Below are 15,681 nucleotides of genomic sequence, written 5' to 3'. Positions count from 1 at the left end.
CCATTTTCACCACTCCTCGTTTAAAGTGCTTCTTTTAAATTTTTTATATATCGAATTCGAATAAACACAAAATAGATTACTTGAATAAGGAAGAAGCTTCCGAGCACCATTGCAATTTCGGTCCACAATGTTGTATTAAACATATGTCCTAGGGCTATTAAAGCAACAAAACCATGGACAAGTGCCACTCCGACAGGTACAAAAAACAATAAAGCTATTTGTGTTGTTACGACCCTCTTTAACTCTTTTTCTGTTATACCAAGCTTTGTGATTGCCAGATATTTTTTAGAATCTTCTTCAAGGTCGGAATAGAGTCTAAAGTATAAGAAGCTGCCAGCGGCTACGAAGAAAACAACTCCGATAAATAAGCCGACGAATAAAATCGTATTTATTCCTTGCTTGACCTCATTCACTTTCACTGCTAAAGATGAAAAATCATATGCTCCATTTTCAGTCAGGGGGATAGATGCTAATAAATCCTCTCCAATCTCTTCGGTTTTTTCCAAATCGTTAACATCATAAGCTGAATAGTGATTAGACTCAGCTTTGATCGATTCATAAAGGGAGTCTGTTACAATCAGCCCGTCTCCCTGCAGCAATCTTAATGGAATGACAGACTGACCAAGCACTGTTTCTATCCTCAGTTCTTGATTGTTTTCGTTTAGAGTCACCTTTCTCTTAAACAGCTCTCTATCTGCGTCTGAGTTAAAGGAAAAATATTGGGGAATGACAGCTGCGCTTTTCCCTTTAAGTGTTATTTCATTTGCGCCTGTTGCTTTAGCAAATTTGTTGTAATCCGATTGTTTAATGACTGTAAAAAAGCTTCCTTCCCCTTCGTTTTTGGCTTTTTCAGAGACATTTTTAAAGGAAGCATCAAGCTGTTGATAGTGTATTTTATTGTTTTCTAAAACATTTTCAATTTTTTGCTGATGTTCATTTGCTTTTGCATTGTTCGAGAAAGAAGTGTAATGAAATGCATAAAGATCACTTTTCACAGCCCCATTTACCATAAGCGAACGAAACCCTACTAATGAACCTATCGCGGAAAATGCAACTGTTGTGATGATGGTGACAATAAAAAACATCCTGGCATTATCCTTCATTCGGTAAGCCAAATCTGAAAAAGTAACAATATTGGTTTTATGCAAATAAATTTTTTCATTCTTCCTTAATTTTGTAATGATCCAAACACTAAGCTGTGTAAAAAGAAAATAGGTTCCGATAATGACAACAACTGTTACTGGAATCATAGCTGCAACAACGCCCATTCCTTCAACGAGCAGAGCAACTGTATAACCTGTAATTAAAAGAATTGCGGCAAGTAAGGATTGAAAAACTGAAGCTTTTGGTTCTGGTTTTGGCTTTTCTGAGCCCGTCAGCAAATCAATCAGCTTGTTACCTCGAAGGATCGCAGCTGTAAACAAAGAAATAAACAGGAATAAAACGATAAACGCAACAAACGTTAATAACGCAGCATTTGTTGGCAAATAAAACGGCAGGGGTTCATCCATATCAAGCAAGTAGGAACTAGAGTAAAGAATAATTTGTGAGAATATGAACCCTGCTCCAATTCCGATTAAAGTAGATAAAAACCCAATGACCATGTTTTCAATGAAGACAAGTCTTTTTAGCTGCATGTCAGCCATTCCATTCATAATTAAAATCCCAAATTCCTTTTTGCGTGTTTTTAAAAACGTACTCATCGAGTACAAAATGAAGAAAAATGTAAACACATAGATGATGGCTTCTGCAAAGTGCATGCCTGTTGAAGCTTCCTTCAATGTTTCAGCAGTCAATTTTGGATGGAAGGCAAATGTCGCATAAACAAAAAACACCATCACCGAAAAAGCACTGCTAAGAAAATAAGCGGCATATGTCCGAAAATTTCGAAACACATTATGAAACGCAAGATCACGAAAGGTCATAATTCCACTCCCTTTATAAGATATGTTTTGTGTTAATTGTATTAATTAATGTAGGACACCTAGTGCAAATAAAACACTACAACCATTTCCTTTCTTTGTCAATGGGGAATAATAATTTTTTTAAAAGGGCTGTAGGGAATATTGTTGTAATGTAAATTTCAGCTGAAAGAATTGAAAATACTTAGGTAATAAAAAGGAAAAAGAATTGGAAGGTAAGAGGGAAGGCTTAACTTAACACTGGTTGTATAACAAATGGCTGGTACAATCTCAATTAAGTTTTGCAGTTTTTGAAGACAGAGAACCTAAAAATTTCAATTAATAGGATCTTTTTTCCTGTTTTTACAGACGATACTTCACATATATAATCTATAGATCTAAACAAGGAGAGTATTATTATCGGGGCTCCTGCGACAATCAATTATCTGTCTGGGTAAGAGAAGCAAAACAAAATCTAATTTCTGCTAAATAATATAGAAGAGACATAAAAAAGTTCATGTTAAAGGGCGCACGACAAATTTTGCTATAAGCGCTTGGCAGAGTGTAAAGCTGGAAGTTTACTAGATTAACTTCAACTTTATAACGGAGGATGGGAATGACAGAACCATGTTTCCTGAAACCATCCCGTTAATACTCCTGCACCCGTCATGATTGACAGGTCATGGAGTGTGAAGCACAGGTGGATTCAGTTGAACGAAGGCTGAAGCCATTCCCATGGAAAGGTATGCCGACGGATAGACCGCATGGCTGAAAAACTAGATAAGGTGAGAATGTTCCACCCTAAAGGAACTGACGAACTTCCGAATGTAAGGGTCTAAATTTAGAACATAGAGGAAACCTAAACCCTCACAAATGCATTTCGACGTAGTCTTATAGTTAACCGTTTCGGATTGATTGTAAAGAAAGGTTCTACTTGGTACAAGAAACTAACTACAAATAAACCGTTGAGTTTGAAATTGGTCTTCCACAATAATTGCTCCAGAAATGTCTTTTCCGTTTGTTGCATCATAATCACAAACAGAACCAGAGCGTCTACAACTAAACTGCGTGGGTCAGTCCTCTTCTAACACCAGCACGTCGAAAGGTTGCATGGTAACTTTGTTACTGATGATGTTCCCTGTTATTGCGTCACGCATCTTCCGCTTAACTACAATTTTTTGAGTTGTATCTGCATAGTTTAGTAGAAACACGTAGTCGTTTCCTACTTTACTTCGGATAGCCAGCTCGATTTTTTCAGGTAAATCGAATTGGTCTTTATAATTATTAAGTTGTAATTCATCTATCAGCAAGGAAGCTAGTTTTAAATTGAACACCCCGCCGAAGTAGTAGCTTGTACCAGCTCCGTGGGTTCGTTTTACTAAGGCAGGTTTTCCTTCAAAGTGCGTATTGGTATACGTGCTGATAACATCTACATCATATTGTGGGTGCAGAACTTCATTAAAATCATTCGCTTCAAGTTCATTTTCACCTTTGAAGTTTATTCTAGGTATCTCTTCATATGGAGCCACTCTTGTAAACTCTTCAACGGTTACACCTACTAAGTCAGCCAGATATCCAGGGAATGCCTTCATATACGTTTGACCGGTTTCATCCTTATATCCAGATCGACATCCAAAGATGATCTTACCGCCTTGATTGACATATTCCCTAAATAAATCAGCTTGTTGCTTTGTTACGATGGCTGCGTGTGGATAAACTAATGCTTTATATTTCTTTAATTCATCTATAGTTGTTTCATTCCTTAAGTAAACAGCATCTGCCGGTACGTGGTTATATTGAAAGGCTTTGATCCATAAATCATTACTTTTTGCAGCATATGGACCAACCCATTTATCAAATTCTCCGTCCCATTCATTATCATAACTTGTAACAAGCGCAACCTCTGCTTTATAGGACGACCCTGCCACTTTTTCACCAATTTGATGAATTTCTTTGCTTACCTGCTCGACCTCATTGACACGCCTGTTCGGGAGATTATGGTAGTCGTTGATTCCGTGCCAGTAAATTTCTGTCCCTTTTGTTGCCGTTCTCCATCTAAAATACATAACAATATCTGCACCATGAGCAATCGATTGATAGGTCCAAAGCCGAAGTTGACCTGGTTTTGGTGAAGGCTGTTCCAGCCGAGTTACCCACCCGCCAGGACCAGATTGTTGTTCAAAAATAGCAAAGTTTGGTGAAATACTTCTTACGATACTTAAATTCCAGCTCCATTTCCTATCCCGCAATGGTTTTTCTGAATCATCTTCAATCACCCGCCCAAAGTTAGGATAGGAATCATAAGCATAAAAATCGAGTAATTCATTTGTCATTTTGTGATTATCTAAATGTTTAAACATGCCGTTTGTCGTCACCCACTGATTCGGTGCATGAAGACGCAAAATATCTGCTTGTAATTTAGCAAAGGAAATCGCACTATCGGAAATAAATCGTTTTTCATCCAACATATGATGAGGATTCGGTGAGTTTGGCACTGTTTTACGGGTTAAGTAGACTTGATCCCAACTCGTATACGTTTGGTTCCAGAACACAGTTCCCCAGGTTTGGTTCAATTTATCCAAAGTTTTATATTTTTTTTTCGCCCATTCCCTGAATGCGGTGTGATCTGCTTCTGAATAAAAAGCATCGATTTCACAATTTAATTCATTATCTATTTGCCAGCCTGCGATAGCCGGATTGTCTTTATAATGTTTTGCCATTTCAGTGACAATAATAGATGATAACCTTTTATACGTTTCAGAGTTGTAATTATAGTGACGGCGTGCCCCATGTTGATAGGAAATGCCATCCTGAGAAACATTCAGTACCTCAGGATACTTATGTGTTAACCAGGCTGGCGGTGTTGCAGTCGGTGTTCCCATGAAAACTTTTAATCCATACTCGTGGGCCTTGGCTACTGCACGATCAAATAAATCAAACGAGAATGTCCCTTCCTCTGGTTCAAAAATCGTCCAAGCAAACTCACCTACACGAACATAAGTGAAACCCAATTCCTTCATCCGTTTAAAATCTTCTTCCCATAATTCCTCAGGCCAATGTTCCGGATAATAACAGACCCCTAACTTTAACATATCTTCCTGTAGTTTTTTTACCATAATCAAATGACTCCCTTACTAAATTTTTATAAAAAATAGATCTTGGACCATGGACCATGCCGTCCGGGCTGCCCGAAAAATCAACTTATCCGGTGAATCCAGCCCTACTCCTTAATCGATCCCCCAAGAATCCCTGACACAAAGTGTTTTTGGAGGATTAAAAAAACGGCCATAACAGGTAGAACGGAGATTGCTGTTCCTAACATCAGCTGCCCGTAGTCGATCGAGTTGAGACCGGCAAGTGTAGATAAGGCAACTGGCAATGTATAGTGTTCTTGAGTGGTCATTACAATCAAAGGCCACATAAAGTTATTCCATTGGTGGGTAAATAGGAATATGCCGACAGCTGCTAACGCCGGCCTCATCGTTGGCAGCACAATCTTAAAGAAGATGAAAAGCTCCCCGGCTCCGTCTATTCTAGCCGCTTCCAATAAGGAATCCGGAATCCCTTTCATATTTTGCCTGATCAAAAAAATCGCAAAAGGATAGCAAACTTGCGGCAAAATAACGGCCTGAAACGCGTTTATCCATTCCAATGAAGCAAACATCTGGAATAAAGGGATAATGGTTGCTTGGTACGGAATCATCATGGCAAGTAAAAAGGACCCAAATATAAGGTTGTTCCCCTTAAATTTAAATTTGGCAAAAGCATATCCCGCCGCAGAACAGACTAAAAGGCTCACCACAACGAAAATAACAGCAATCGCTGCAGAATTAAGGACAGCAGGAAGAATATCAATAGAATCATTCAAGTTTTTAAAATTTTCAAATAAGAAATTTCCTGGAATCAACTTAGGCGGAAAAGCTAACACATCTCCAGATGGGTTGGTTGCTCCAACTACCATCCAATAGAAAGGAGCCAAAGAAATAACTACACCTATTAATAAAAATACATGTAAAAAAGTCTTTTGAAGCCATTTATTCGTTCCCATTAGTCATCCCTCACCACTTTAAATTGAATCCATGACAGCACCGCAATAAACAAGACGATTACATAGCCAATGGCGGAGGCGTACCCAAAATCAAAATAACTAAATCCCTGATTATAAAGATAATAAGTGATGGTTAACGTCGCATTATTTGGTCCGCTTTTTGTTAAATTATATGGTTCATCAAACAATTGGAAGGATCCAATCGTTGAAAGAACGAAAGTGAAGAGAAGAACGGGCTTAAGCTGCGGAATCGTGATATAGAAAAATTTTCTAATCGCGCCAGCTCCGTCAATACTTGCTGCTTCATATAGGCTGTTTGGGATATTTTGCAATCCTGCCAAAATAATGACCATATTATAGCCAGTCCATCTCCAAGTTGTGACAACAATTAACGATACCATGGCCCAAAAGGAATCTTCTAACCAGGCTATTTTCTCGATTCCCATTTGGGATAGCAAAAAGTTGATCAAACCATAGTCTTTATTAAGTAATAGTACAAAGATAATTGATGCGGCAACGAGCGAAGTGACGGCCGGTGTAAAAAATGCTACCCGGTAAAAGCCTTTCATTTTTAAAAGGGAAGAATTCAGAAAAACTGCTAACACAACGGCTAAAAACATCATAATTGGCACCTGTATTAACAAAATCATAAACGTATTTCCCAATGCTTTATAAAAAAGTGGATCATTAAAAAGTCGCGTATAGTTTGTAAACCCCGAGAATGTATAGACTCCTCCAACCTTTGTTTGAAAGCTCAATAAAAAGGAGGAAATAATCGGATATACCGTAAAGGCGACAAATAAGAGTACGGCTGGACCGATAAAGATGTATGGGGCAGTTTTTGGTGTAATCAAAAACTTTCTCTTCTTCATGTTCACCGGTATTTTTTTCTCGGATCGTAATGCTTGATTCGTGTGCACTGTAAATCCCTCCTTTTAGGAACCAGGGCTGTCCTAAGTCCGATTCTATTTGGCAATTTCTAATCCTGATTGTTGTTCGGATTGTTTCTCTCCATCCTTTAACATTTGCTGGGACGGTTTATCCTCAAGTAAGAAAGCCTCGGCTTCACTTTTCATAATAGTTCTGACTTTCAATTCAGCTGGCGCATGGTTAATAGGTAAGATATTTGAAACAGTTTCAGCAAATTTTTTAAAAAATGGTTGGTTATTAAAATATGTCTGATTCTCAGAGAAAATGGGTTCTTCATAAGCGGCTAACAACGAAGGGAATAAGCCTCTATTGGTGAGACCCTTAATTTGCGAAGCAACATCAGTGGTTGCAAATTCAGCAAATACGTATGCCGCTACTTTATTTTTCGATGCACTTGGAATGGCTAAGGCAGACCCCCCATCATTTGATGCTCTTACTCCGCCTTTTTCAAAAGCCGGTAATTCAAACATGCCCCATTTTCCTGATAATTCAGACATTTGTTCGAGCATCGTTCCACTCCACCATACAGCGCCCGGATGTGTTGCAACTTCGCCATTTTTCATCGCTGCGACTTGGCCATCCCAGTTTTTGGTATAAGTGATTAAACCTTCATCCTTCATTCTTTGTAAAATATCAGCGGCTTTTTGTGCTTCCTTTGAAGTAATATCCAATTTACCATCCGTTGTGAAATAATATTTTCCTTGTTGTTGAATCATAATCCGTAATAGACCCTCATCATACATACCCACGAAAGCCTTTCCAGTGTGGGCGACCACTTTTTTACCGGCATTAATATAGTCATCCCATGTTTCGATGGATGCAGGATCGACTCCAGCTTTTTTAAAAATGTCTGTCCGATAAATAACACCCACAGGACCTAGGTCTCGAGGTGCAGCTATAAGATTGCCTTTACTGTCCTTTAGACCATCAATTTTTGATTCTGGAAATTTATCTTCATATTTGTCATAACCAAGTGCACTTAGATTGGTAAAAGCATCGGGAAAATCATTTGTAAACGAATGGATGCGGTTGTTTTCCACTTGAACTAAGTCAGGCAGGCCGTTCCCGCCACTTGACAAACCGGCGCTAAGCTTTTGATACACTTGGTCGACCCCAATATTTTCTACCTTTACATTGACATTAGGATATTTCTTTTTAAATTCAGGCAGGACATCTTTTTCCAAGTAGTTTGCTTCTAGGGCCCATGCCCAAACTGTAATATCCCCTTTTATATCTTTAGGATTTTCCGGTATGGTCAGATCCTCCACACCATTGGATGAGTTACTGCACGCTCCTATAAATAAAGACATCAGGAAAACAATTGCTATAAACCACGACTTTTTCACTTGTTAAGCACCACCCTTATTTTTATAAAAATAGATTTAATTATTAAAAAGAGATAAATGATAACGCTTACTTACTGGAATTGACCATGAAAAAGGTTATATTTATCGTTAACACAAATCTTATAATGTTTTCAGATGACTTTATGGTAAAATTTCTATAAAAATGGTATTTTCGCACCTTTTTTTGATAGATAGGTTTGGAGGGAATAGCGGGTGGATCATGTAACATTTGGATGCAAACTAGTGAACGAAATTGCAAATGTACCTATTTACTTTTTGGATAAAGACGGGGAGTTGGTGCTAGAATTTTCCTTATATGGCGTTCATAATCCCTTATATGCATCAAAAAAAGACTATTTAATTAAACTATGTAAATTTGATGGTGCGGAAGTAATTCCTACCATTCACAGGACGGTTTGGTTGGAAAACTTTGTTGTTATCCCAATGGTAGACGACAATCAATTTTGCGGAAATATCATTTTAGGACCTACGGTATTTCCTCAACCTACAAAAGCTTCCTTACAGGAATTGATCGGAATAAAAAAATCACAAAAGGCCATGGCGGAGTATTTACAATCATTGAAGGTGATGAGCAGTTGGAAACTTATTCATGCAAGTATGCTGCTGTTTTACATTATTTATAATAAGATGTTAGATTTCAAAGTAATTATTAATAAAAATAACTTTGTGGATGAGGGTAAGATCCTTCAAGAAGGAATGTCGGATAAGAGTATTGCAGAGGTTCTTCAAAATGCTACTTTTCACCAAGATCCTGCCTTTGAAAAGCAAATCTATCAAAATATTACCGATGGAAATACGGAGGAGGTACTTCTATATTGGAAAGCTTATCATCAGAACACAGATTTTAAATTCGGAAAATTGTCTAAAACAAGCGAGCTTAGGAACCAAAAGAATCGGAAAATAGCATCTATTACTTTATCAACGCGGGCGGCTATTGCTGGGGGACTTCATCCCGAAATTGCCTATACTCTCGGAGATATCTATATTCAAGAACTTGAGGAACTTCAAAACATCAAAGATGTGGAAAGTTTTATTGAGCATGTCATTTATGATTTTACACAACGAGTAGATAAGAGTAGAAATATGAAATATTCCAAAATAGTTAGAGATTCCCAAAATTACATCTTTAAACATATTTATGAAGATTTGACACTTGCTAAATTGGCAGAGCATGTTTTGGTGAACCCAAAATACCTCTCCAACTTATTTAAAAAGGAAGTAGGCATCCCGGTCACCGATTACATCCAAAAGACAAAGATTGACGAAGCAAAAAAATTAATGTCCTTCTCCAATTATTCCTTATTAGAAATACATGCACTACTGAACTTTTCCGATCAAAGTTACTTCACCAAGGTATTCAAAAAACACACCGGTCTAACCCCAAAACAATACAGAAACAGAAAAACAGGAGTTTGACAAATGTCAATAACCTTATTTTATGGTTTCAGAAACCAAGATATTTCCAAACAAGTTGGCTTTGTACAGCGATCTAGTAAATATCAAGCAAACGAACTCATTGCCCTTTGCGTATGGATCAGTCAGGAAATCGCTAGCACATCACTTATACAATGGTGCAGTCGGTTAGAAGCCTCCACTGGGTACTGGTAAGCTAGGAAGGATTGAATCAACGCTTTAATCCACCAGCTGTTTGTATAGGTATGACCATAGGTTTATAGACCTAAATTGTATTAAGTGAGAGACTAAAATCAAAAAATAAATTCAAAATCAAACCGATCGATCCACCATTTTAGGCTATCAGATAGGTACATAATTCACGACTAGATCAATCGTAATATAATGGAGGTAATTGGATAACAAAAATCATTCTATTTTTTCTTGAATAGAATGCGAGATTGGTATATATTAATTAAGATAAGTAGTGGAAGTAAAACTGAATTTAGATGTTTTACCCTGTAAAGGGGAGTAGCGTCAGGAATTTCCTGAAACAAAGTCGTCATTACGTGGATCGTATCCACCGGCTTTGTTGGCATACTTATGCTTAGCGAGACCTTTGCCATTTTTGGCAAAGGTCTTTTTTTGGTGGTTTCAAAATGTCATTAAAGCGTTAATGTGTTAAAGTTGGGTTGCTGTTGCCCAGCTCTTACTCCTGAGATCACCAGCTAATTCTCACAAAAAAGCAAAGGAGGCTTGATTTTACTTACGCTGGAATATTCATGACGCCTGCACTTTTCTTTTGGTATATAAAATTTTAAATTATGATTGGAGGAAACAAGATGGAAATGGAATTTTTAACAGCCCTATTGACTATCATAGTTATTGACCTAGTATTAGCAGGGGATAATGCAATTTTAATTGGTCTTGCAGCTAGAAATTTACCTATTCATCAGCAAAAGAAAGTTATCCTTTGGGGTTCCTTAGGAGCAATTATCATTCGAGTCATTGCAACACTTGCTGTTGTTTGGTTATTAAATGTCCCAGGATTGCATCTAGTGGGAGGGCTTTTATTAGTTATTATTGCTTATAAATTACTTGTAGATGATAATGACCACACAGATGTTAAAGCAGGAGACAGCTTCTGGGCAGCGATACGTACAGTTATTATTGCTGATGCGTTAATGGGTCTGGATAATGTTTTAGCTGTTGCAGGGGCTGCACACGGGAACATTGTACTTGTAATCATTGGATTATTAATTTCGGTTCCAGTTGTTATGTGGGGAAGCACGCTTATTTTAAAATGGATTGATCGTTTTCCGATCATCGTTACAATCGGTGCAGCTGTTTTAGCATGGACAGCATCAAAAATGATTGTAGGCGAACCGTTCCTGAAAGCTTATTTTGAAAATGGATTTATAAAATATGGTTTTGAAATATTAGTGATAGCTGCTGTCATTCTTTTAGGAAATTATAAGAAAGCAAAAACTTTGAAGAAAGAAGTAGTGGATGTTTCACCTGAACATGGGGAGTTAAAGAAGACAGGCTCGAACTAAACATAGATATTAATAAAAAAGCTTCCCATCTGGGAAGCTTTTTTATTAATTGTCATCTGGGCCATCTTTTGGAGTCGAAAAGCACAGGGCATCCATCGTCTATTGGCGACAAGGAAAAGATTAGCGGCAGAATGGTTGTTTTTTAACCTTTGCCGGATTGGCATATGGCCTTGGGGCAGATGGCGCCTGGAGCAGGACGATAAAAGTAAACTTTAGCCCTTTCATTAATTTTAACGATCCAAAACGATAAAAAAGACCAAAACAGATCTGATCTGTCTGGCCTGATTAAATAATCTAAAAAACATTGTAAATCACGAATCCATATGGTAAGATTTACTTAGTTTTTATGTTTTTATTTCTTATGTATATATTTAACCTTATTATAATTATAATATAAAACTGAGAAAATTGTCAACTATTTTTTCCGGGGAGTGTTTGAGTAATGGCGGATAATAATCAAGAACTCTTGCGAGAGACAGATCGCCTTCATGCAGTGTTGAATGAAATAGATAAAAAGGCAGTGAAGCTAAAGCAGCATTCAGGCGGATTGAAAAAGGATGTTATTCACCTGCGGAAAACCTTCTGGGATGATATTAAAGTGAATGTGGACAATATGAAAGAAGCAATTGAGACCCTTTCAAGTGTAAAGCAGCAGGCTGAGCTATTATCGGAAAGGGAAAGAGGGCACCAGCTTATTCATAAGCAGCTTGCTACATTATCACGCTTAAAGGATTCTGCTTACTTTGGAAGAGTAGATTTTTTAGAAAATGATGAATCAAAAAAGGATGTAGTGTATCTTGGAACAGCCTCCTTAATGGATGAGAATGAAGAGGAGTTTCTCATTTATGACTGGCGAGCACCAATCTCAAGTTTGTATTATGATTATTCTCCTGGTCCTGCCCAATATGAAACAATGGAAGGGACTGTTAAAGGAGAGATGGAATTAAAGCGTCAGTTTATCATTCGAAACGGCCAAATGAAGAGCATGTTTGATACAGGTGTCACAATCGGGGATGAGCTGTTAAAAGAAGTGCTTGGAAATCATGCGGATTCAAACATGAAAAGCATCGTGGCAACCATTCAAAAGGAACAAAATCAAATCATTCGTAATGAAAAAAGTAAATATTTAATTGTACAAGGCGTGGCAGGGAGCGGGAAAACGTCTGCTGCCCTTCAGCGTGTTGCCTATTTACTTTATCGCCATATGAATGAGTTGACAGCTGAAAACATTATGCTGTTCTCTCCTAACCCGCTCTTTAATAGCTATGTTGCAACGGTCCTTCCAGAGCTTGGTGAGGATAATATGCAGCAGTCCACTTTTCAAGAGTATGTAGAGAAAAGAGTTGGCAAACGATTTAAGCTTGAAGATCCTTTTGAGCAAATGGAATATGTTCTTACAGCAGATAAAGAGGAAAATTACCAGGCAAGGTTAAAAGGAATCCAATATAAAGCAAGTATGCAATTTAAAGAGTTAATCGATGATTATGTGTCTTTTCTAGCAAAAGATCAATTGATTTTTAAACATATTACGTTTCGAGGAGAAATCCTTATTTCTGCTCAAACAATAAAAGAAACCTTCCATTCATTAGACATGTCTATCTCTATTCCGAACCGTATACAATTGGTGAAGGAGCGGCTTTTAAAAGAGTTGGCTCGAAAAGAGAAAATGGAGAGAAAGCAAGAATGGGTTTTAGAAGAAAGTGAACTTCTCAACAAGGAAGAATATACAGAGGTTTATCAGGAGCTTAGATCTGATGAGGATACTTTTGATGATATTGACCGGGAGCAAAGGCTGTTAGCAAAGAAAATAGTCAAAAAGCATTTTAGACCGATCATAAAAGCGATAAAAAAACTTAAATTTATTGACCATAGAGCCATCTATCGGCAGCTTTTCAGTGGAAAGGTCAAGCAGTGGGAAAAATCACCTGAAAATTGGGAAGAAATATGCGGCTATACATTAAAAAGATTGAAGCAAAAAGAACTTCCTTATGAAGATGCAACACCGTTTTTGTATCTTCAGGATCGAATAGAAGGACAGAAGATCAACACACGAATCCGTTATTTGTTTATTGATGAGGCGCAGGATTATTCGCCTTTTCAATTTGCGGTTTTAAAGCAGTTGTTTCCCAATACAAGAATGACGATATTAGGTGATTTTAATCAAGCTATTTATGCCCATACAATAAATGCACCAACCCTGTTATCAAGCGAACTCTATGAAAAAGAAAAACAGGATAGAATGGTTTTAATGAAAAGCTATCGTTCAACCAGACAAATTGTCGAATTCACCAAAGGATTAGTAGCAGGTGGAGAAGCAATTGAGGCTTTTAACAGAAATGGGGAAAAGCCATCCTTAATTCGAACAGCTGACCAAGATCACCTCCACCGGAAAATTATCGGGACTGCTAAAGATCAACTGTCAAACGGTCATCAAACTGTTGCCATCATATGCAAAACCGCACAAGAAACGAAAGAAGCATTTCATTTGTTAAAAGGTGAATTAGATGTCCAGCTTATGGACAAAGAAACGTACACATTTACAAAAGGAATTATCATTCTTCCTGCTTATTTAGCAAAGGGAATTGAATTTGATGCGGTCATTATCTACAATGCTTCAAGCTCAATATATAGTAAGGAATTTGAACGAAAGCTGTTTTATACGGCTTGTACAAGGGCCATGCATGATTTGAAGTTGTTTTTCATAGCGGAAAAAACGCCGCTGTTAAGGGATGTGCCATCAGATGCTTTTACGCTAAGTAATGGTTAAAATCTGCAACTAAACGCAACATTTGATAAACTAAAAGAAGCTAGTTAATTGAACCAAATCTTAAAGAGGAAGTGAAAGCATTGTCTAATCAACAATTCATCGGATATGTCGGTACATACACAAGGGGAGACAGCAAAGGAGTCTATCGTTTCCTGCTTGATAAGGAAGCGAAAAAAATAGTAGACGTAAAGGAAGCGGCAGAACTAAAGAATCCTACCTATGTAACAGTTAGTTCAGATAATCAGTATTTGTTTGCGGTGAAAGCAGGAGATGAAAAGGGTGGAGTAGCAGGCTATAGCATCAATACTGAAACAGGGGAATTGGAGGAAATAAATGATCAGCTTTCCCCTGGTGCAAACCCTTGTCATGTCAGCATAAACAAAGACAATACAGCGGTTGTTACAGCTAACTATCATAAAGGCACGATTGAATCTTATCAAGTAAACGCAGATAATGGACAACTCTCTCCTGCTGCTTCTATAATCCAGCATGAGGGATCTGGTCCCAATCTAGAACGGCAGGAAAAAGCACATGCTCATTATTCAGGATTTACCCCTGATGAAAAATATGTAATAGCAGTAGACTTGGGAATAGATAAGGTCAATACTTATAAGTTGGTTGATGGGAAATTAACAGAAGCAAGCAGTTTATCTGTTAAGCCAGGAAGCGGTCCTCGTCATATCGCCTTTCATCCAAATGGTGAAACGGCCTATATTATTACAGAATTAAGCTCTGAAGTCATTGTCGTGAAATACAATCCTCAGGATGGGAGCTTTACAGAGCTGCAAACGATTTCTACCATTCCGGCAGACTTTAATGAAAACAACCAGTGCAGTGCCATTCATGTTACATCTGACGGCAGCACAATATATGCAGGTAACCGCGGTCATAACAGCATTGCCGTTTATAAAGCAGATGGAGCCGGGAAGCTGACATTTATCGAGCATCTTTCTTCTGAAGGCAATTGGCCAAGGGATTTTGTTTTAGATCCAAGCGAAGAGTTTTTGGTTGTCACGAACGAAAAATCAAGCAATATGGCATTGTATGAAAGAGACAAAGCAACAAATACCCATACTCTGCTGCAATCAGATATTACGGTTCCAGATCCTGTTTGTGTAAAGTTTCTAAATGTGTAAGAGGAAAAACAGGTGAATTTTGAAGTCATTTCTGATCCTTTTGATGTCAGACTTTCGCAGGTTGAGGATTGCGAAAAGGCAGATCAGGTAGTACAGCGTCATTTAAGGATCGTTTGCAATCCTAAGCAATCGATAAAAAGAATTGTTAACAATGAACGAAGCAAGCGAACTCCTTTGGGTATAAGCCTGAGGGAGTTTTTGTTTACTGTTCTATCAGAGCACAAAATGACAGGAACTAAGGTAAAATCTAATGTAGAATTTAGTCAAGGAGTGAGTTTGTAGATGGCCATGGTTGAATCATTGCAAAAAACAATTGACTTTATGGAAAAGCACTTACTGGATCCAATCACGATAGAGGATATAGCAAAACAAGCTCATATATCTCCCTTCCAATTTCAGCGTACATTTATGATTTTGACAAATGTATCGGTCGGAGAATACATGCGAAGACGCCGATTAACGTTAGCTGCCCATGATCTATAAAATCATTGACCTGGCTTACAAATATGGCTACGACACTCCCGAAGCTTTCTCCAAAGCATTTCGAAAACAACATGGTGTAACTCCGAGAGATGCGCGAAAGG

11 protein-coding genes, 1 pseudogene and 1 riboswitch are annotated in these 15,681 nt (G+C 37.8%); of the genes and pseudogenes, 7 read left to right on the top strand and 5 right to left on the bottom strand.

All coding sequences use genetic code 11. The annotated features are described in order from the left end of the window. Window positions 1-20: 20 nt before the first annotated feature. From IC621_RS18410 to IC621_RS18390, 5 genes are all read right to left on the bottom strand, one after another. The gene (locus tag IC621_RS18410) at window positions 21-1,925 is read right to left on the bottom strand and encodes an FtsX-like permease family protein (protein WP_191160138.1); all 1,905 of its coding nucleotides are present in this window, start codon (window positions 1,923-1,925) and stop codon (window positions 21-23) included. A 1,049-nt stretch (window positions 1,926-2,974) separates the two neighbouring features. After that, window positions 2,975-5,017 (bottom strand): beta-galactosidase, encoded by a 2,043-nt coding sequence (locus IC621_RS18405; protein ID WP_191160136.1) that lies wholly within the window; start codon window positions 5,015-5,017, stop codon window positions 2,975-2,977. 104 nt (window positions 5,018-5,121) lie between these two features. Further along, window positions 5,122-5,949 (bottom strand): carbohydrate ABC transporter permease, encoded by an 828-nt coding sequence (locus IC621_RS18400; protein WP_191160135.1) that lies wholly within the window; start codon window positions 5,947-5,949, stop codon window positions 5,122-5,124. After that, window positions 5,949-6,821, bottom strand: a complete 873-nt coding sequence (locus IC621_RS18395; RefSeq protein ID WP_191160179.1) for a carbohydrate ABC transporter permease — start codon at window positions 6,819-6,821, stop codon at window positions 5,949-5,951. Before IC621_RS18395 ends, IC621_RS18400 begins: the two co-directional genes overlap by 1 nt. 93 nt (window positions 6,822-6,914) lie before the next feature. Beyond that, entirely contained in the window at window positions 6,915-8,225 is a 1,311-nt protein-coding gene (locus IC621_RS18390) for an ABC transporter substrate-binding protein (protein WP_191160133.1), read from the bottom strand. 420 nt (window positions 8,226-8,645) lie between these two features. Here IC621_RS18390 and IC621_RS18385 point away from each other — a divergent pair, with 420 nt between their 5' ends. The 7 genes and pseudogenes from IC621_RS18385 (at window position 8,646) to IC621_RS27065 (ending at window position 15,580) form a co-directional block, all read left to right on the top strand. Next, on the top strand, window positions 8,646-9,662 hold the full coding sequence (locus IC621_RS18385; RefSeq protein ID WP_191160131.1) for a helix-turn-helix domain-containing protein: 1,017 nt from the start codon (window positions 8,646-8,648) through the stop codon (window positions 9,660-9,662). Between the two features lie 51 nt (window positions 9,663-9,713). Beyond that, window positions 9,714-9,856 (top strand): annotated as a pseudogene (locus IC621_RS18380) (IS4 family transposase); the annotation flags it as partial. A gap of 296 nt (window positions 9,857-10,152) precedes the next feature. Then, window positions 10,153-10,247, top strand: a riboswitch (yybP-ykoY riboswitch). Window positions 10,248-10,480: 233 nt separating this feature from the next. Then, a complete protein-coding gene (locus tag IC621_RS18375; RefSeq protein ID WP_191160129.1) occupies window positions 10,481-11,194 on the top strand; it encodes a TerC family protein in 714 nt (237 codons plus the stop codon). A gap of 442 nt (window positions 11,195-11,636) precedes the next feature. Next, window positions 11,637-13,961 carry an RNA polymerase recycling motor HelD gene (gene helD, locus IC621_RS18370; RefSeq protein ID WP_191160127.1) on the top strand — a complete coding sequence of 775 codons (2,325 nt, stop codon included), beginning with the start codon at window positions 11,637-11,639 and terminating at the stop codon, window positions 13,959-13,961. A 71-nt stretch (window positions 13,962-14,032) separates the two neighbouring features. Beyond that, on the top strand, window positions 14,033-15,097 hold the full coding sequence (locus IC621_RS18365) for a lactonase family protein (protein WP_191160125.1): 1,065 nt from the start codon (window positions 14,033-14,035) through the stop codon (window positions 15,095-15,097). Window positions 15,098-15,109: 12 nt separating this feature from the next. After that, entirely contained in the window at window positions 15,110-15,379 is a 270-nt protein-coding gene (locus IC621_RS18360) for a hypothetical protein (RefSeq protein ID WP_191160123.1), read from the top strand. Further along, the gene (locus IC621_RS27065) at window positions 15,380-15,580 is read left to right on the top strand and encodes an AraC family transcriptional regulator (protein WP_318153084.1); all 201 of its coding nucleotides are present in this window, start codon (window positions 15,380-15,382) and stop codon (window positions 15,578-15,580) included. The last annotated feature ends 101 nt before the right edge of the window (window positions 15,581-15,681 follow it).

Source organism: Metabacillus arenae, assembly GCF_014773385.1.
GTDB lineage: Bacteria > Bacillota > Bacilli > Bacillales > Bacillaceae > Metabacillus_D > Metabacillus_D arenae.
The sequence above is the reverse complement of the archived record's forward strand: the minus strand, read 5'-3'. Positions and strand labels throughout refer to the sequence as shown.